This is a genomic window from Streptomyces sp. NPDC047706, assembly GCF_043204795.1.
Lineage (GTDB): Bacteria > Actinomycetota > Actinomycetes > Streptomycetales > Streptomycetaceae > Streptomyces.
Genome location: NZ_JBIDCW010000024.1, coordinates 106841 through 124510 on the forward strand (window position 1 = coordinate 106841; position 17670 = coordinate 124510).

Genomic DNA, 17670 nt, shown 5'->3' on the forward strand with positions numbered 1-17670 from the left:
AGATGGGCGGTCCTGATGTACGGCGGTCAGTCGCATGAAGTCCGGGGCGCCGGGTCCAGGATGGACCGAATCCGCTGCAGTCCCTCGTGGTTCACGGAGAACCAGGCCCAAGTGCCGCGCCGTTCGCGGTCCAGGAGCCCGGCCTCGGTCATGATCTTGAGGTGATGGCTGACAGTGGATTGCCGCAACTCCAGACTGTCGGCGAGGTCGCATACGCAAGCCTCACCCTCAGGCGCCTGCTCCAGTAGCCGGAACAACTGCAACCGGGTGGGCTCGGCGATGGCTCTCAGCATCGCGGACAACTGTTCGGCTTCGGAGCGCTCCATAGGCTTGCAGTTCAGCCCCGGCCCGCACGAACCCCCCTCGAAGAAACCGTTTTCCGACGCTTGCAGATCTATGACAGCCACCCGTTGACCATATACGCCGTGTGATCACTTTGACACGATCGAAAGTGGCCGCACCGTGCGTTCAACGGAGGTTGGACAGCTGTTGGGGACGGCATCGACACGGCGGCGGACGGGCTGATCGGTGTGGAGGGGCGCGCCGCGGACGAGGAGAGACGGCCTCGGGGATGGTCCTGCTCCTCTGGCCGGGGCTGTCAGATGGTGCCGCCGGTTGGCGTGGTGTGCCAGGCGACGAGTGCGGCAGCAGCGGAAGCCAGTGCGAGGACGATGAACAGGTGGGGGTATCCGCCGAGGGGAACGGCCAGGGCGGTGCCGGCGAACGGGGCGAGTGCGGAGGCGGTCGTCGCGGGGGCGGCAAGGATGCCGGAGAGGCGGCCGTAGCGGTTGGCGCCCCACCGGTCGGTGATGGCGGTGGCCTGCAACAGGGTCAGGTTGCCGCGGACGGTACCGGCCATGACGGCCAGGACTGCCAGCAGAAGGTAGGGGCCGGTAATGAGCGCAAAGGCGGCGGTGGTCGCTCCTCCGAGGCCGATGAGGGCGGTGGCGCGCAGGGCGGGTGAGCTTCGGCGGGCCAGGGCGGCATACAGAGTACGACCGAGAGTCTGGCCCGCTCCGCCCAGTCCCAGAACCCAGGCGGCCTGGGTAGGGGAGTAGCCGCGGTCGAGCAGCAGGGGGACGAGGGTGACAACCACGGCGTACATCGCGAACGCCGAAAGAGTCAGCGCGGTGGCCAGGAGCAGGAAGGGACGGCTGCGCGTGATGACCGCCGTAGTGGCGGTTGCGCCGACTGCGGCCGGGGGCGGGGCAGGAGGCCAGGGACCGCGCAGGGCGAAGGCGTGCGCGGGTACGGTGACGGCGGCCAGGACGGCAGCGAGGATCAGATAGGTGTGCCGCCAGCTGAAGTGGCCGGCCAGTTGGGCGGTCAGGGGTGCGAAGACGGTGGAGGCCAGGCCGCCGGCAAGAGTGACGATGGTCAGGGCGCGTACATGGTCGGGGGCCCACCAGCGCGTGAGTGCGGCGAAGGCGGGCTGGTAGAACGTGGAGGCCATGGCGAGCCCGGCCAGTAGCCATCCGGCTGTGAACAGGGCCAGGTTGGGTGCGGTCGCGATGATGACCAGACTGGCTGTGCCGATGACGGATCCGGTGGTCATGACCGTGCGGGGGCCGCGGGTATCCAAAATGCGGCCGACGCGGATGCCGGCCAGGGCGGAGACGAGCAGAGCGGCGGAGAACGCGGCCGTGGTCATGGCCGCGCTCCAGCCGGTGGCGCTGGTTATCTGCGGGTTGAGGACAGGAAACGCGTAGTAGACGATGCCCCAGCTGGTGATTTGGGTCAGGCACAGGGCGGGCAGGGCTTTCCGCGGCCGCGTCGGTCTGTTGAACGCCGCGGTCGCGGAAGAGGCCGTGGAGAGGTAGCTCATGTGCCGTCAGCAGCAACCAGCCGCGTCGGGCCGCTGTTCGGGCCGGGCGGCGGTTGCGGGGCTGCAACAGGTGCTGCCGGCCTGCTTGGCGAGGGTGTCGGCGTCGGCCTTGACCACGTACACCTCCCACGGCTCCTGGCCGGGGCCGGTCACCCAGACTTTGTCCTGCAGGGCGTAGCAGCAGGCGGTGTCCTTCTCCTCCGCGGTGGCCAGCCCCGCCTGGGCCAGCCGGGCGGCGGCCGTCTGGACGTCTTCGGTGGAGGCCACCTCGACGCCGAGGTGGTCCAGGCGTGTGTCCTCGCTGTCCTTTCCTTCGATGAGGACAAGCTTGAGTGGAGGCTCGGTGATCGCGAAGTTGGCATAGCCGTCACGGAACTTGGCCGGTGCGGTGTCGAACAGCTTGCTGTAGAAGGCGATCGCGGCTTGCAGATCAGGTACTCGCAGGGCGAGCTGTACCCGGGACATGAGAGCTCCTTCTGCTGGTTGGGTGGTGCACGCGGCCCGCGGCCGTGACGGCGTTGGGCGGGGCGTTCAGGCGTTGCAGCAACCGCCGGATGCGGTGACCGGGCTGGGGGAGACGGTGATGAGCTGGACCGGCTGCGGGGCAGGAGTCGTGCAGCAGCCCGCGTCGGTCTCGGAGGCGTCGGCGGTGTCGAACAGTCCGGAGCCGCCGCACACACCGGTCTCCGGCAGGACCAGGTCCACGCGGTCGGCCGCTTCGGTGTCGCCCGCCAGGGCGGCCGCGACGGAGCGGACCTGCTCGTAGCCGGTCATCGCCAGGAACGTGGGAGCGCGTCCGTAGCTCTTCATGCCGACCAGGTAGACACCGGAGTCCGGGTGGGACAGTTCCCGGTGGCCGTGCGGGTAGACGGTGCCGCAGGAGTGCTGGTTGGGGTCGATCAGTGGAGCGAGCTCCACCGGTGCCTGCAGGCGTTCGTCCAGGCGCAGACGTACCTCGGAGAGGAAGGACAGGTCGGGGCGGAATCCGGTCAGGACGATGAGCTCGTCCACGTCCCGCAGACGCCGGCCATCCTCGGCCACCAGTACCAGCCGGCCGTCCGCGTCGCGTTCGACGGCCTCGGTCCGGAAGCCGGTGACCGCCTCGGCGTGGCCGTCGTCGACGGCGGCCTTGGCCGCGAGGCCGAGAGCACCGCGCGCGGGCAGCTGGTCGGCGTCTCCGCCGCCGAAGGTGGATCCGGAGATGCCGCGGCGCAGCACCCACACCGTCTTCGTCGCCGTGTCGTCCTGGGAGCGTGCCAGCTCGGCCAGTGCGGCGAGGGCGGTGAACGCGGAGGCGCCCGAGCCGATGACGGCGGTGCGCTTGCCCGCGTAACGGTCACGGACGGCCGGGTCCGTGAGGTCGGGGATGCGGTAGCTGATGCGGTCGGCCGCCGCCCGCTCGCCGAGGGCCCTCAGACCGCTGCCCCCGGCCGGAGCGGGCCGGGCCCAGGTGCCCGAGGCGTCGATCACGCCGGCGGCGAGGATCCGTTCCTCGCGCCCGTCGGCGTGCTGGACGTGCACGACGAAGGGCTGGGTGTCGCGGTCGGCGTCCACGATGCGGTCACGGCCGGCCTTCGAGACGCCGGTGACCCGGGCGCCGTAACGGACCCGGTCACCGAGAACGGCGGCGAGTGGCCGCAGGTAGTGCTCGATCCAGTCGCCGCCGCTCGGGTAGGTGCTGGTGTCGGGCTTGCTCCAGCCCGTCGGGGCGAGGAGCTTCTCGGCGGCCGGGTCGACGACCTCGCCCCAGGTGGAGAACAGGCGTACGTGCGCCCAGTCGTGCACGGCGGTGCTGGCGGTGTGGCCCGCCTCGAGAACGAGGGGGTTCAGGCCGTGGTCGGAGAGGTGGGTCGCGGCGGCCAGGCCGATGGGACCGGCGCCGATGACGACCACGGGCGGAACAGAGGCGGTGGACATGGTTGCGACGACTCCTCGGCTTCGATGTTTGTCGATACCGACCAGCATGCATCCGAGATCGACGCCCGTCAACATAGAAGTTCATCGAATCTGCGCCCGTTCGGGCACGTAGGGGTTCCGCTTGCCGCTTGGCAAATGATTAGATGCCTGTCAACATAGAGGTATGTCTAATCTGGCTATGGGCTCCACCGACCTGCACGCCACCGCGTCATGGTGCTGCCAGCCTCTGGGCAAGGAAGAACTGTCCGCTGCGGACTCGGAGAAGATCGCCATGATCTTCAAGGCACTGTCCGATCCCGTCCGACTGCGGCTGTTCTCGAAGATCGCGGCTCAGCCGGCCGGAGAGGCCTGCGTCTGTGACATCCAGGACGTCGGCGTTTCCCAGCCCACGGTCAGCCACCACCTGCGCAAGCTGCGAGAGGCCGGGCTTCTCGAGTCCGAGCGCCGTGCCAGCTGGGTGTACTACCGCGTGGCGCCCGGGGTGCTGTCGGCCATGGCGGGCCTGCTGTCGCAGAGCACCTGAACAATCGACGGCGGCCGTCCGCAGGTGGATGCTCCGGCCGGATACAGCGGCTCCCGGGCGCGTGGACATGCCCACCGGTAACGGATCCCAGAAGGGACGCTGGGAGGGGAGACGCCATGTGTCAGAAAGGGGCCGGCGCCACTTGTGACGGTACGTGCTTGAAGCTGAGCGCAGCCGACATGGTCTGGTGGTCCAACGTGTTCAAAACCCTCGGGGACCCCGTTCGCCTGCAGCTGCTGATGCAGCTTGCGGAACGGGCCGGAGCCGAGGCCGCGGTGCATGAACTGGCGGACGTCGGGGTGTCCCCGGCGACCGTCAGCCACCACCTGAAACGGCTGCGCTGCATCGGTCTGATCGAGAGCAGACGTGAAGGCCGCCTCGTCTACTACCGACTGGGTGAGGGCGTACGCGCTGCGCTGATGCAGATCCTGCATCAGCGCAGCCAGGTCGGCGCGTGACCAGCATCCGAGCGGGGTCAGCACTCCGGCTTCGCACCACCGAGATCGGACACCACGGTCCGAGGCCAAAGGCCGAGCCGGGGAGCCCGGTGGTGCGCGCTTTCCGAACGCCGGTGATCAGCCCACGGCGGCAGCCGCGGATGCCACCGTGGGCTGATCCAGGTGAACGGTCGTGTCGCACAGGCGCTCCACCTGCGCCGGGTCGTGGGAGACGAGCAGGACCGCTCGGCGGCCGTGCAGTGCGGCGATGGACTCTTCGACCTTGTCCCTGCTGCGTTCGTCGAGTGCGCTGGTGGGCTCGTCGAGCAGCAGTGCCGCCGGCTCCAGAGCCAGGGCGCGGGCAAGGCAGAGCCGCTGGCGCTGCCCTGCGGACAGGTTCTGCGCGGGCGAATCGAGCCGGTCGGCAACCTCCTTCCACAGTCCGGCCTCCTCCAGCGCCTGCTCTGCCCGCTCCCGCAGGGCCTCCTGGGAGGCCCGCAGAACATGGCGGAGACCGAACAGGGCGTTGTCGAGGATGCTGCCGCCGAAGACGACCGGTGTCTGGGGCACAAGTACGATCTTGGCCCTCAGATCGGCGTCTCCCTTGCCGGGCGCGATCGTCCGGTCGAGCACCCGCAGTTCCCCGTCACGGCTCAGCCCGTTGGGCAGCAGTTCCACCAAGGCGCGCAGGACGGTGGACTTGCCCACCCCCGACGGTCCGCACAACCCGGTGGTGGAACCGTGTTCGAGGCTGAACGAGACGGGCCCGACCAGGGTCTTCTCGCGGCTGCGTACGCGGAGCTCGCGCACGCTGATTATGTTGTCCATCGCTCCCCCTCGAAGCGGTTGCGCAGCGCGACCGCCGCGCTGAGAAGTACTGCCGTGATCAGGACCAGCACCATCGCGCTTCCCCATGCCTGGGTGACGGCCTGGGGGTCACCCGATGCGGCCTTGTCCTCTTCGGCCAGAGGCTTCGAGCTCAACGCGATGTTGATCTGGCCCGCTGCGAGCTGGGAGATGCCGCCGGCCGAGCCACCCTGAGTGGCACGGTGATGTCGAGTCCGTCGGCCTTGAGGGCCTCGGCCGCGTCCGCGGCCACCGGCGCTACGGTGGTCGACCCGCTGATTTGCAGGGCACCGCCCTTTCCGGCTCCGCCGTCGGCGCAGCCTGCCAGGGACACGACCGCCAGAGCCGAGGTGACGAGGCATGCGCGGCGGCGATTCTTGCTGAACATTGCTGAAGCCCTTCCTTCGTGCGTGACCGCGGTACGTGGGACGAGGTGGAACGGGGTGTGTTGCGATGCCCCCTGGACGGTCACCGGTGTGACGGAAGGAGAGGGGCCGGCCGGGGGCGAGATACATCCCGGTCGGTCGTGCCGGCGGTCGTGAGAAGCGGACCGGCCAGGCAGGTTGAGCCAGCGGCGACAGCCGGTGCCGAGGAGAGTGGAGATATGGACATGTCAGGTCCTTCGGGGTTGGCGGTGCCCTGAAAGAAACACGGGACAACACCCTCGTGGAGGGCTGCCCGCGCAGGCTGCGGTGGATCTGGCGAGCGGTGCCGGCGGTTCACACCCGCCGGCACACGAACGCAGATGACCGGACACTGTGGCCAGGTCTGTGGCGGTCTCTACGAGGCCGCGGTGAGCCAGACAGCGCCGGCCGCGTCCAGGTGGACGTACATGCCGTCGGCTGCGTGGCTGGTGTGCATGGAGCCGCTGAGGAAGTGCCAGGTGCGGTCGGCGCATTCGGGCAGCAGGGTGGTGAGGTTGACCCGAGCCTCTGCCGGGGACGGGTTGTGCAGGCCCAGCACCACGCGCGAGCGGTCGGCGGGCTCGTGCAGCACACCCTCGATGCTGCCGGCGTCCAGCCTGCGGACGAGGGCGTCTTCGGTGAAGGCGGCCGCGATGTGGGGCCTGTCCAGACAGTCGGACAGAGCGGGAGCCCCATGCCACAGGGCTTGGGCGGGTGCGAGGGAACTCACAGCAGGGGCCTTCCTGTCATGGCGGATCCGGGCTTGTGCCCCAGCAGGTGCAGGACGGTGGGGGCCACGTCGGCCAGCGTGGCCCTCTCCGGCAGTACGGGTGCCGGCGTGTCGCTCCTGTTGGGGACGACCACCAGCGGGACCGGGTTGGTGGTGTGTCCGCCATAGGGGCGCACGGTGCCGTCCGGGGCCCGCTTGGTCATGCGTTCGGCATTGCCGTGGTCGCCGACGGCGAGAACCCATCGGCGACTGTCCCGGGCCGCTTGCAGGATCTGCTCCATCGCGGCGTCGGTGGCCTCGCAGGCGGTGACGGTGGCGGCGAGGTTGCCGGTGTGTCCGACCACGTCGATGTTGGCCAGGTTGGCGATGACCAGGTCGATGTCCGTGCGGGCGGCGGCTTCGACCACGGCCGCGGTGACGCGGTCGAGGTTCATCCGGGGACGGGCGACGTAGTCCGCCTTTCCGTCGCCGGTGATGCGCACGTGTTCCTCTCCGCTGCGCACCGTCGCGTCACGGCCGTTGATGTAGTACGTGACGTGCTCGAACTTCTCGGTCTCGGCGATGCGGACACTGCGCAGCCCTGCCGCGGCGAGTTCGTCGGTGAGGCCGCCGGAGGCGTCCGCGCGCTCCACGAGAGCGGGTATGGCGGTGCGGGTGTCGTACTGGGCCAGGCTGACCATGTCCACCGAGCGACCGGTGGCCGTCAGGTGCTCGCTGAGACGGTCGGCGAACTGCTGGATGCGGTCGCTGCGGAAGTTGAACCACAGCACCGTGTCCCCGTCGGCGATCCTGGCGTCTCCCGCAGGCGTGAGCACGGTCGCGGGGACCCACTCGTCGCCGCGCTCACTCGCGCCGACCGCTGTGTGGACACTGTCGGTGGACGCGCCGCGCCCGTCGGCGACCAGGGTGACCGCCTGTTCGGTCAGATCGAGGTTGCCGGCCTTGTCCATCGCGTAGCCGCGGCCGATGACGGTGGCGATCTGTCCCGCCCCGGCCTGGGCGGTCAGCTCGGCCACCTGCGCCAGGTAGGTCTCGCCGGTGCGGTCGGCGACATCCCGGCCGTCGGTGATCGCATGGATGAACACGCGCTGCACCTGGTGTGCGGCTGCGGCGGCCAGCAGTTCGCTCAGGTGCTCGACATGGGCGTGGATCTGGCCGTCCGAGCACAGACCGATCAGGTGCAGCGCGCCCGCGGCCGCGGCGGTCTTCTCCAGCAGGGCGCCCAGCCGCGGATGCGTGCGCAGAGCGCCGGTGTCGATGGCCTGCTGGACCAGGAGGCTGTCGTAGGGCAGGGGCCGTCCGGCTCCGATGACCATGTGGCCGATCTCGGAGTTGCCGACCGTGCCGGGGAGCAGGCCGACCGCTTCGCCGGAGGCCTCGGCAAGGGTGCTCGGATGGCGGGCGACCAGGTCGTCCAGGACAGGGGTGTGCGCCAGCGTCAGGGCGTTGTCGTCGGCCGCCTCGGCGTGGCCCCAGCCGTCGAGGACCAGGAGGATGCCCGGGCCGGCGAGCACCGGTTCGGGTGTGCTCACTTGGTGCTCTCCAGCGTGGGGCGCAGGGTGTCGAGGGTCTGCCAGAAGGTGGGGAAGGACTTGGCGACGCAGCCGGGGTCCTTGATGACCACGCCTTCGGTGCGCAGGCCGCCGATGGCGAAGGTCATGGCGATGCGGTGGTCGTCGTAGGTGTCGATCTCCGCCCCGTGCGGGGTGCCGCCGGTGATGTACATCGCGTCCGCGTGCTCTTCGACGTCGATGCCCATCTTGCGCAGCTCGGTGGTGACCGCGGCGATGCGGTCGCACTCCTTCACGCGCAGGGAGGCGATGTTGGTGATGCGGGTGGTGCCCTCGGCGTAGGCGGCGGCGATCGCCAGGGAGGGCACGACGTCGGGCATGGCCTCCATGTCGATGTCGATGCCGTGCAGGGGCCCGCCGGTCAGGGTGATCGAGTCGTCGGTGACCTCGGTGCGGCAGCCCATCCGCTCCAGGGCCTGGACGAGGTGGACGTCTCCCTGGTGGGAGCCGGCGCCGATGCCCGGGATGACGACCCGTGACTGCAGGATGGCGGCGGCGGCCAGGAAGTAGGACATGCCGGAGGCGTCAGGCTCGACCGTCACCTGTCCGCCGCGGGCCTGCTGCCCGGCCGGGACGGTGAAGCGGCGGTATTCGTCCCGGTCGACGCTGACGCCCATCTCCTTGAGCGCGGCGAGCGTCATCTCCACGTACGGCTTGGAGATCAGCTCGTCGCTGATGGTGATCTCGGTGTCGGTCTGGGCGCGCAGCGCGTTGATGATGAGGCTGGAGGTGAACTGGCTGGACACGGCGCCACTGATGGACGTGGCACCGCCCTTGAAGGAGCCGCCGATCACACGGATGGGCGGGCTGCCGTTGCCGCGCACCGCGGTGGCGTCCACACCGAGTGCGGGCAGGGCCTTGAGCAGGTCTCCCATGGGGCGTTCCTGCATGCGGGCGTTGCCGGTGATGACCGTGGTGCCTTCGGCGTGCCCGGCCATGGAGATCAGGAACCGCAGCGGGGTGCCCGCACCGCCGACGAAGATCTCCTCGCTCGGGGCGCGCATCGCCTTGCCCGTGGGGGTGACGCGTATGCGGGCAGTGGCGTGGTCGATGTCGCAGGTGACGTGGCCGAACGCCTCGATGGCGCGGGCGAGGTAGACCGTGTCGTCCGACAGCAGCGCGTTGTCGATGACGGTTTCCTGCCCGGACAGGGAGGCGATGGCCAGGTAGCGGTTGGTGTAGCTCTTGGAGCCCAGGACGCGGACGGTCTCGTCGAAACCGGCCAGGGTCCGGACGGTGAGGGACTCGGCCTTGAGGCGCGGGTCGGGCGTGGCGGACATGCGGTGCCTCCAACGAAGGGGGAACGAGTGGTGGGTGCTTGCGGCCGGTGTGCGGTTCAGGCTTTGACGACCCGGCAGGCGAAGCACTTGAAGGCCTGCTGGCCGGAGAGGTTGTCGTAGAAGCGGTCGTCGGGGAGGGTGTTGGCCGCCTCGTAGCGTGGGTCGTCGAAGAGGTCGCCCAGCTTCTGGGCAGGGCCGAACGTGTTGGGGACGAACACGGTGTCCGTTCTGATCCCCTCCCACAGCAGAGCCGTGCCCGTCACCGATCCGCGGGGGCTTTCGACGCGGACGTCGTCGCGGTCGGCGATGCCCAGGCGGCGAGCCGTGTCGGGATGGATCTGGATGAAGCGGATGCCGTTGAGCTGCTTGCCCGTCGGTGTCCAGTGGGTGACTTCGGCGAAGTGGACGACACTGGGCCGGCCGGTCATGCCCATCAGCGGGAAGTCGCGGTGCACCGCGTCGCTGCCGGGCACCCCCAGTCGTACCGGATGGGTGACGGCCTGGGGGTTGATGGGGTTGGTGACGAACTTCCTGCTGTAGGCGAGGGTCGGGTTCTTCCCGGTGACCTCGGGATGCGTGTAGAAGATCGGCAGGGCGCTGTGGCCGGTGACGGCCAGCTTCTTCTCCAGCTCCGAGGTGGTGATCTCCACCTTGCCGCTGGGGGTGAGGAAGCGTTTGCCCCGGTGGGCGGGGTTCAGCGACTCGGCGGCCTGGTACCAGCTGGGGTGGTCCAGGTAGAGGGTGCTCACGCCGGGGTGGTCGGTGGTGGGGCACGGCCAGCGAAGCGGCTCGGTCCGCTTGCGCATCCGCGTGCGGGTCATGCCGCCCATGCCGGGGGTGTGGGTGACGAAGTCGTCCCACAGGTTCTTGTAGTCCATCCACCGTTCGGGGAACGCCTCACGCCATTCGGCGCCGGGCCGGCGGGTGTCCAGCTCCGCCAGGGCGTGTGCCAGGCCGATCCAGATCTCCCAGTCCGGCCGGGACTCACCCACCCGGTCGACGACCTGGTCCTGCCAGCGGATGGCCCGGTCGTCGCGGCGCATGTAGACGCCTTCCATCTCCAGCCCACTGCAGACCGGCAGGATGATGTCGGCGTAGTACGCGGCCTCTTCCATGAAAAGGCCGGTGTAGACGTAGAAATCGAGCTGCTCGAAGGCCTTCTTGACCTTGGTCGTGTTCGCGGAGGACACCAGCGGGTTGCCCTGGGTCATCACCGCGCGCAGCCGGTAGGGGTTGTTCGTCAGGATGGACTCGGCGAAGTAGTCCGGGCCGACCGGCAGGGCTTCGCGCCGCTCGGGCACCTCGGCCTTCAGCGGCGGCAGGTGGAGGTCGCCGGGCCAGGTGTTGTGCATGAAGTTGCAGCCGCCGCCCGGCTGCCCGATGTTGCCGGTGACCGCGGCCAGGAAGGTGGCGACCCGGTAGGTGTCGAACGCGCCGAGCTGGTGGGAGATCCCGGCGTTGCAGAAGATCGCCGCCGGCTTCGCCGTCGCGTACTCCACGGCCATCTCGGTGATGACGTCGGCCTTGAGACCAGTGACCTTCGCCGCCCACGCGGGGGTGTACCGGTGCTTGGCCAGATGGGCGCGCAGCTCGTCGAGGCCGACCACCCACCGCTTGACGAAGGCCTTGTCGTACAGCTCCTCCTCCACGATGTGGTGGAGCATGGCCAGGAGCAGCGCGAGGTCGGTGTGCGGCTTGGGCGCCACCCACCGGTCGGCCACGGCTCCGGTCGGAGTCAGGCGCGGGTCGACGACGGTCAGCGTGGCCTTGGTCTTCTCACGGCCGCGCAGCAGGTAGTCGAAGGTCACCGGGTGGGTCTCGGCCTGGTTGGTGCCCAGGAACAGGTAGTGGCGGGCCGATCCGAGGTCGTCCTTGCCCGTAGCCCCGTCGGTCCCGTACCCGTTGGTGAAGTTGCCCAGACCGAAGGTCGTCGCCAGGGCGTTGCCGCCGGCGTCGTTGCAGACCGGGCCGACGTCGGTGTTGTTGGGGCTGCCCAGCATCGTGAACAGACGAGCCACGAGCGATCCGGTGCCGCGGGGCAGGCGGCCGGTGGTGCGGTTGGCGATGGTGTGCGCCAGTCCGGCATCGCGCAGTGTCAGGAACTTCCTCGCGATGGTGCGCAGGGCCCCTTCCCAGCTCACGGGCTCGAACTTGGAGTGGGGTGAGCCCTTGGCGCCGGAGACGCGACGCAGCGGGCGGGTCAGACGCTCGGCGTTGTAGACGAGCTGAGGCATCAGCTCGGCCTTGACGCACAGCTGTCCCTGCTGGACGGGGTCGCGGTCCTCGCCGCGCACGGCCAGTACCCGGCCCGCTTTGAGATCGACGTTGAGTCGGCAGTTGGAGTTGCAGAACTGGCAGGCTGTGGCGACGGTCTTGTCAGGGGTCAGAGCAGCGGACTGGTCGGTGAAGTCCGTGCCTGTCCGACCGCCGGGTCCGGGTGTCCCGCTCGTTGCGCCGGGTTCCGCGGCGGCGTGTGCGGAGACCACCGGAAGCAGGACCGGCGTTCCGAGGCCGGCGCCGCCGATGACGCTGCCGCGGACGAAGCCGCGTCGGGACAGGCCGTGCTGATCGTGCTTCATGGAGACGTGGGGATCCTTCCGCCTGGTGTGGGGAACGAGGCGGGCATGGCGGTGCCCGGGCCGTGCGGGCACGCCGCACGGCCTTGTGACAAGCAGATGTGCTGTGGTGGTGGTCAGTGCGTGGGTGTCGGCAGAGCGCCGGCGTCGGCCTTGGTGTGTACGGCGGCCAGGAACGCCTTGAGGATCTTGTGTTCGGCTCCTGGCGCGGACGACAGTTCGGGCTGGAAGAGACTGCCCATGAAGAACGGATGGCCGGTGATCTCCAGTGCACGCGGTGCGCCGTCGCTGTCCCAGGCGCTGAGCTGCAGCGAGCCCCGATTGGCGGCGTTCATGAAGGTGTCGGTCAGCCCGTAGTCGCAGTGGAAGATCTCCTCGACCTCGGTCGTGCCGTAGATGGTGGCGAGCCGGGAGTCCTCCTTGACCTTCAAAGGAGCCTTCTCTCCGCGGAAGGAGCACTTCAGCGGTGTCACGAGAGGCATCAGCTTCTCGGGGTCCTCATCGACGCCGTCTGCCTCCGGCAGGTGCAGCACGTTCTGGGCGTGCTCGATCAGGGCGCTGAAGAAGCCGCCGCAGGTGCCCAGGAACGGCAGCTGGTTCTCCCGGGCGTGGCGCACGGCGATGTGCACACCCTTCTGGTTGAAGTACGGCGCTCCCGGCACCACCCATATGCCGTCGAAGCCGTCCAGGCGGGAGGTGTCGTGTATCTCGGTGGTCGGTACCCACTCGGTGGTCAGGTCCCACTGCTCACGCATCGCGTCGATCTTCGGGTGGGACGGCTCGTCGTGATTGCCGCGGTCTCCCACCAGGGCAAGGCGTGGCTGAGCAGAGACTGACATCGTTTTCCCCTTCAACTGTTTCAGGAAGGTGTGGAACTGCCATCGCCAGTGACGGTCCCAGCCTTGTGAGCGCGGCAGAGCGCGTGCCGAGCGCTCCGCCTGCGCGGAAATGGTGCTGTCTGAGGTGATGTCAGGACCGTGCCGCCACGCACGGATCCCGTGACAGAGAAAGTGAGGGGTGCTACCGCCGCTCCGGCGGAGGTGTGGCTGCGAGTCGTTGCCTACCTGATGTACGCATGTCTTCCAGCCCCCCGATGCACCCCGTGCGGGAGTCCTTCTGCAGGACCCCCGTGCTGCTTCTCGCTCAATCTATCGATGGCGGTCTAAGTATTCGAGGGTTTCCCGAGCGCACTGGAAACGATCGCGCCATCTCTGCGTCGAGGTGCCCGGTCGCCTTGGGGGGATGCGGGTGACACGTCCGGCCTCCGTCTCACCAGCCACGTTGCCGTGATCGGCACTCTGGCCGGCAGGGCTGCCCTTGGAGGGCCGCTTGTTGGTCCATCGGGTTGTCGTGTGTGTCTTTATGCACGCCAGCGCGCCAACTGGGCTGGGTGGGCCAAGAGTTGTGAGGGGATTGGGGAGATGGCCGGAACCAGCGCACAAAGTCGGCCGTTATCAACAGTGATGACTGTTGATAACGGCCAATGCTGTTTAGTTTGGCCTGGCTGGTGGCCGGCCTGCCTTTCATTCCCCCGCAGACAGGCCGGCCCCGGCCGCCCTACGGGGCGCCGACCTGTTGCGTTCGAGGAGAAGCAAGTGAACCCCTCTGCCGGCCATCCCCGCCGATGGCAGATCCTGAACATCCTGTGCCTGAGCCTGGTGCTGATCGGCCTGGACACCCTCATCCTGAACCTGGCTCTGCCCAGCATCCAGAAGGACCTGGACGCCACCAGCAGCCAACTGCAGTGGATGGTCGACTCCTACGCCCTGGCCTTCGGCGGACTGCTGCTCATGGCCGGCGGCCTGTCGGACCGGTTCGGCCGCAAGAGGCTGCTCTCCGTCGGGCTGGGTGCCTTCGCGCTGACCAGTCTCGGCGCCGCGTTCGCCTCCAACGCCGAGATGCTGATCACCTTCCGCGCCCTCATGGGTATCTCGGCCGCGCTGATGATGCCCGCCACCCTCGCCATCATCAAGGACGTCTTCCCGCGTGAGGAGCAGGGCAAGGCGATCGGTATCTGGTCGGGCGCGGCCGCCGTCGGCGTGCCGCTCGGCCCGCTCGTCAGCGGTCTGTTGTTGGAGCACTTCTGGTGGGGCTCGATGTTCCTCATCAACGTGCCCCTGGCGGCCATCGCCCTGATCGGCGGAGCCAAGCTGATCCCCGAATCGAAGGCGGAAGGCCACCCCGGACTGGATCTCGTCGGAGCCCTTCTGTCGGTGGCCGGACTGGTCGCCATCGTCTACGGCCTGGTCGAGGCTCCGCACAACGGCTGGGGTGACGTCATCACCCTCGGCTCCCTCTTCGTCGGTGTGGTCCTGATGGTCGCCTTCGTCGTGTGGGAGCGGAAGACCGCCCATCCGATGCTCGACGTCGGCCTGTTCCTCAACGCCCGCTACGGCGGCGGTGCCCTGGCCATCGCCTGCACCTCCTTCGGTCTTTACAGCGGCCTGTACCTGCTCACCCAGTACCTGCAGTCGGTGCTCGAACTGGACCCGCTGGGCGCGGGCCTGCGCATGCTCGCCATCGGCACGATGATGGTGGGCGCCCCTTTGTCGGCGAAGCTGGTGGAACGCACAGGGCTGAAGGCCACAGTGGTGCTCGGTCTGCTGCTGTGCGCCGCGGGACTGGGCATCCTGGCCGGGCTCACCGTCGACGACGAGACACAGGCGCTCATCGGACTGGCCGTGTTCGGCCTCGGCATGGGCATCGCCCTGCCGGCCGCCGTCGACGCCATCCTGGTCGTCTCCGCCGCTCGCCAGGCGGGAGCCGGCTCCGCGGTGGCGGACGTGGGCATGCAGGTCGGCGGCGCGCTCGGCATCGCCATCAGCGGCAGCGTGATCGCCACGCTGTACCGCGACGACCTGCCCCAGGCCGCCCAGCTGCCCGGCGAGGCCGGGCAAGCGGTACACGAGTCCCTGGCAGGCGCGTCCGCGGTCGCCCAGCAGCTCGGTGGCGCCGCCGGCCAGCGTGTCCTGGACGCCGCGCAGCAGTCGTTCGTCGGTGGATTCGCCACCACGCTGCTGATCGCCGTCGCCGTTGCCGCAGTCGGCGCCGTGGCGGCCGCGTTCATCCTGCCCCGCTCTCGTGTCACCGGAGACGATGACACAGGGCAGTCCGAGGTCGCCGCTCACAGCGACAGCGCCGACGCTCCCGCCACCACCTGAAGACCCGGGAGCGGACAGTGCATAGGATCGACTCCGCAACCCGGTCCGGCCCGCAGGACAGGACCGGGGCGCCCGGGCCGGACGGCCGGCCCGCGGGTGAGAGGGAGGTGGCGATGGCCCGGCCATCGAAGCTCAGGGTGGCGGTCAGCGATCCTGCCCAGTGGCTGAGTGAACGCGAACGGGCACAGATGCTGGCACCCAAGCTGCGGGCCCTGGCAGACGAGACCCGGCTGACACTGATCCTGCTGATCGCCCAGCGTCCCCGCACCGTCAGGGAACTGCAGGAGGCCACCGGTCTGAGCCAGACCCTGGTCAGCCATCACCTGGCCCCGCTGCGGGAGCAGAACCTCGTCGAGGCGATCCCCAAGGGCCGCAGCAATCAGTACGTGATGTGCTGTCAGACCTTGGCCGAGCCGCTGCGCATGTTCGCCAGTCTGGCCGCCATGGACCCCGAGACGGTGGCGGCCTGCCTCCAAACGGAGGCCGACCAGCCCACTGCTGCCCAAGGGGCCTGACCGCTCACCCCGAAGGGGTTGGTGCTCCACGCTTCAGCGTGGAGCACCAACCCCTTCGACATGGGGCGCGTTACTGCTGCAGGTTGCTCTGGAAGCGGTCCCGGATGTCCAGGGTGCTGAGTGCGTTGGTCGCGCGCGGCGGGATCGTGCCCGTGCGGGGCAGCGTCTTGATGCAGATCAGGTGCGGGCCGGAAGAGGCCTGGGCCCGCGCCATCGCTGCCTGCACCGCGTCTTCACGGTCACAGACGACCGCGCTGGCGTAGCCGGCGGCCATCGCCATGTCGGGGAACGAGGTGGTCGCCGACGTCGTCGCCTGCCCGCCCGTCGACTCGTGTACCCGGTTGTCGAGCACCACGTGGATCAGGTTGGCGGGTCCCTCACTGCCGATCATGGACAACGCGCCCAGGTGCATCAGCAGCGCGCCGTCCCCGTCCAGGACCACCACGGTCCGCTCCGGATGCGTCAGCGCGACCCCGAGGCCGATGGAGGAGGCATGGCCCATGGACCCCTGCATATAGAAGGTTCCGGGTCCATCCGCCACGGCGAACGTGTCACGTCCCGTGAAACCGGTGGTGGCGACGACAGCCGCCTGCGGTGCGGCCGCGGTGACGAGCCGGATGGCCTCCGCGGCCGGCAGACCGTCGGTGTGAGGGTCGTTGGCCGCGGTGGCCTTGCCGATGGCGCCGCGCTCGACCAGCACGAACGGCGCCCGCTGCGCTGCCAGGTCCTTCTCCGCCTTCTCCAGGACCGTGGAGAACTCCTCCACCCCGTCCTGCGCGTACAAGGTGTGGTGCGGGGTGTCGACGCTGTCGAGGAGCCCAGGCGTCGCCGGTCCCATCACCGCGTGCTGGGGCTCGTCCGTGGCCGGGTCGGGCCAGCCGCGCAGACTGGTGAAGGTCAGGATCGGCAACTGGTAGGTCATCACCAGTGAGGTGAGCGGGTTGATGAGGTTGCCCAGCCCGGAGTTCTGCAGCATGACGTAGGCGCGCTGCCCGCCCAGGGCGGCGCCGGCGGCCACCGCGAGTGCACTGCCCTCGTTCGGGGCGGGCACGTACCGGCCCGGCTGGGTGCTCAGGTGCGCGATCGGGCCGCCGAAGTGAGAGCAGGGAACGCCGCTGGCGAGGGTGAAGCCGCGGTCGGCCAGCAGGTCGCAGAAGTCTTGTGCGGAGATCATGGACGGGGCAGCTCCGTTTCAGGGGTGGTGGACCGTACGGTGGCCGTCTCCTGGGCCGAGGCACTGCGGGCGCGGCGCCGCATCTTGATGCCCTCGACGATGATGGGGATGCCGGAGACGAGGACGATGCCGATGACGATGGCTTCGATGTTGTCGCGGACGAAGGCGATCTGGCCCAGGTAATAGCCGACCAGGGTCAGGCTGACCGACCACAGGACCGCACCGATCACGTTGAACAGGAAGAACGTGCGGTACGCCATGCGTCCGACGCCGGCGGTGATGGGGATGAAGGTGCGGAAGACGGGGATGAAGCGGGCCATCACCAGGGCCTTGGGGCCGTGCTTGAGCATGAACTGCTGAGCCCGTTCGGCGTTTTCCTGCTTGAAGAACCGGGAGTTGGGGCGACGGAAGAGGGCGCCGCCCACTTTCCGGCCGAAGGCGTAGCCGAACTGGTCGCCCAGGACGGCGGCCACGGCGATGGCGAGCATGACCACCCACAAGGGCTGGTGGAGGAACTGGTCGTTGGCCACGAGCAGCCCCGCTGTGAACAGCAGTGAGTCGCCGGGCAGGAAGAAGCAGACGATGAGGCCGGATTCGGCGAAGACGGTGGCCATGATGCCCAGCAGTCCGAAGCCGGATATGAGCGCTTCGGCGTCGAGCAAGGGTGATGCGGCGAGGTTCTGCACGGATGCCCCCCTGGATGGTGGTGCG

Annotated in this window: 16 protein-coding genes and 1 pseudogene; 4 read left to right on the plus strand and 13 right to left on the minus strand. The window is 69.0% G+C overall.

Annotated elements, in window-relative coordinates; all coding sequences use genetic code 11:
• Positions 1–26: 26 nt before the first annotated feature.
• From ACGF8A_RS26220 to ACGF8A_RS26235, 4 genes and pseudogenes are all read right to left on the minus strand, one after another.
• Entirely contained in the window at positions 27–407 is a 381-nt protein-coding gene (locus ACGF8A_RS26220; RefSeq protein WP_393112221.1) for an ArsR/SmtB family transcription factor, read from the minus strand.
• Between the two features lie 191 nt (positions 408–598).
• Positions 599–1687: pseudogene (locus ACGF8A_RS26225) on the minus strand (MFS transporter); the annotation flags it as partial.
• 144 nt (positions 1688–1831) lie between these two features.
• A complete protein-coding gene (locus ACGF8A_RS26230) occupies positions 1832–2290 on the minus strand; it encodes an ArsI/CadI family heavy metal resistance metalloenzyme (RefSeq protein ID WP_393112223.1) in 459 nt (152 codons plus the stop codon).
• Positions 2291–2356: 66 nt separating this feature from the next.
• Positions 2357–3742 (minus strand): NAD(P)-binding domain-containing protein, encoded by a 1386-nt coding sequence (locus ACGF8A_RS26235; protein ID WP_393112225.1) that lies wholly within the window; start codon positions 3740–3742, stop codon positions 2357–2359.
• A gap of 163 nt (positions 3743–3905) precedes the next feature.
• Here ACGF8A_RS26235 and ACGF8A_RS26240 point away from each other — a divergent pair, with 163 nt between their 5' ends.
• Together ACGF8A_RS26240 and ACGF8A_RS26245 are read left to right on the plus strand one after the other, a co-directional pair.
• Complete coding sequence (locus ACGF8A_RS26240; protein WP_024886038.1) at positions 3906–4265, plus strand: metalloregulator ArsR/SmtB family transcription factor; 360 nt, start codon at positions 3906–3908, stop codon at positions 4263–4265.
• Positions 4266–4423: 158 nt separating this feature from the next.
• Positions 4424–4723, plus strand: a complete 300-nt coding sequence (locus ACGF8A_RS26245) for a metalloregulator ArsR/SmtB family transcription factor (RefSeq protein ID WP_344555636.1) — start codon at positions 4424–4426, stop codon at positions 4721–4723.
• Positions 4724–4840: 117 nt separating this feature from the next.
• Here ACGF8A_RS26245 and ACGF8A_RS26250 read toward each other — a convergent pair whose 3' ends face one another.
• The 7 genes from ACGF8A_RS26250 to ACGF8A_RS26280 form a co-directional block, all read right to left on the minus strand.
• Entirely contained in the window at positions 4841–5530 is a 690-nt protein-coding gene (locus tag ACGF8A_RS26250) for an ATP-binding cassette domain-containing protein (protein WP_344555638.1), read from the minus strand.
• Positions 5518–5685, minus strand: a complete 168-nt coding sequence (locus tag ACGF8A_RS26255) for a hypothetical protein (RefSeq protein ID WP_393112228.1) — start codon at positions 5683–5685, stop codon at positions 5518–5520. Before ACGF8A_RS26255 ends, ACGF8A_RS26250 begins: the two co-directional genes overlap by 13 nt.
• Positions 5686–6328: 643 nt before the next feature.
• Positions 6329–6682, minus strand: coding sequence for a hypothetical protein (locus ACGF8A_RS26260; RefSeq protein ID WP_393112230.1), 354 nt, complete (start codon positions 6680–6682; stop codon positions 6329–6331).
• Positions 6679–8214, minus strand: coding sequence for a 2,3-bisphosphoglycerate-independent phosphoglycerate mutase (gpmI, locus tag ACGF8A_RS26265; RefSeq protein ID WP_393112232.1), 1536 nt, complete (start codon positions 8212–8214; stop codon positions 6679–6681). Before gpmI ends, ACGF8A_RS26260 begins: the two co-directional genes overlap by 4 nt.
• The gene (aroA, locus tag ACGF8A_RS26270; protein ID WP_393112234.1) at positions 8211–9533 is read right to left on the minus strand and encodes a 3-phosphoshikimate 1-carboxyvinyltransferase; all 1323 of its coding nucleotides are present in this window, start codon (positions 9531–9533) and stop codon (positions 8211–8213) included. Before aroA ends, gpmI begins: the two co-directional genes overlap by 4 nt.
• A gap of 56 nt (positions 9534–9589) precedes the next feature.
• Positions 9590–12112: a molybdopterin-dependent oxidoreductase gene (locus ACGF8A_RS26275; RefSeq protein WP_393112236.1), complete on the minus strand. Its 2523-nt coding sequence runs from the start codon at positions 12110–12112 to the stop codon at positions 9590–9592.
• Positions 12113–12225: 113 nt separating this feature from the next.
• Positions 12226–12948, minus strand: a complete 723-nt coding sequence (locus ACGF8A_RS26280; RefSeq protein ID WP_393112238.1) for a hypothetical protein — start codon at positions 12946–12948, stop codon at positions 12226–12228.
• Between the two features lie 756 nt (positions 12949–13704).
• Between ACGF8A_RS26280 and ACGF8A_RS26285 the strand changes: the two genes are divergently transcribed.
• Both ACGF8A_RS26285 and ACGF8A_RS26290 read left to right on the plus strand, forming a co-directional pair.
• Positions 13705–15270 carry an MFS transporter gene (locus tag ACGF8A_RS26285; RefSeq protein ID WP_393112240.1) on the plus strand — a complete coding sequence of 522 codons (1566 nt, stop codon included), beginning with the start codon at positions 13705–13707 and terminating at the stop codon, positions 15268–15270.
• A 113-nt stretch (positions 15271–15383) separates the two neighbouring features.
• On the plus strand, positions 15384–15785 hold the full coding sequence (locus tag ACGF8A_RS26290) for an ArsR/SmtB family transcription factor (RefSeq protein WP_393112242.1): 402 nt from the start codon (positions 15384–15386) through the stop codon (positions 15783–15785).
• A 70-nt stretch (positions 15786–15855) separates the two neighbouring features.
• Here ACGF8A_RS26290 and aepY read toward each other — a convergent pair whose 3' ends face one another.
• Positions 15856–16959 (minus strand): phosphonopyruvate decarboxylase, encoded by a 1104-nt coding sequence (gene aepY / locus ACGF8A_RS26295; RefSeq protein ID WP_393112244.1) that lies wholly within the window; start codon positions 16957–16959, stop codon positions 15856–15858.
• On the minus strand, positions 16956–17645 hold the full coding sequence (locus ACGF8A_RS26300; RefSeq protein WP_393112246.1) for a DedA family protein: 690 nt from the start codon (positions 17643–17645) through the stop codon (positions 16956–16958). Before ACGF8A_RS26300 ends, aepY begins: the two co-directional genes overlap by 4 nt.
• Positions 17646–17670 lie beyond the last annotated feature (25 nt).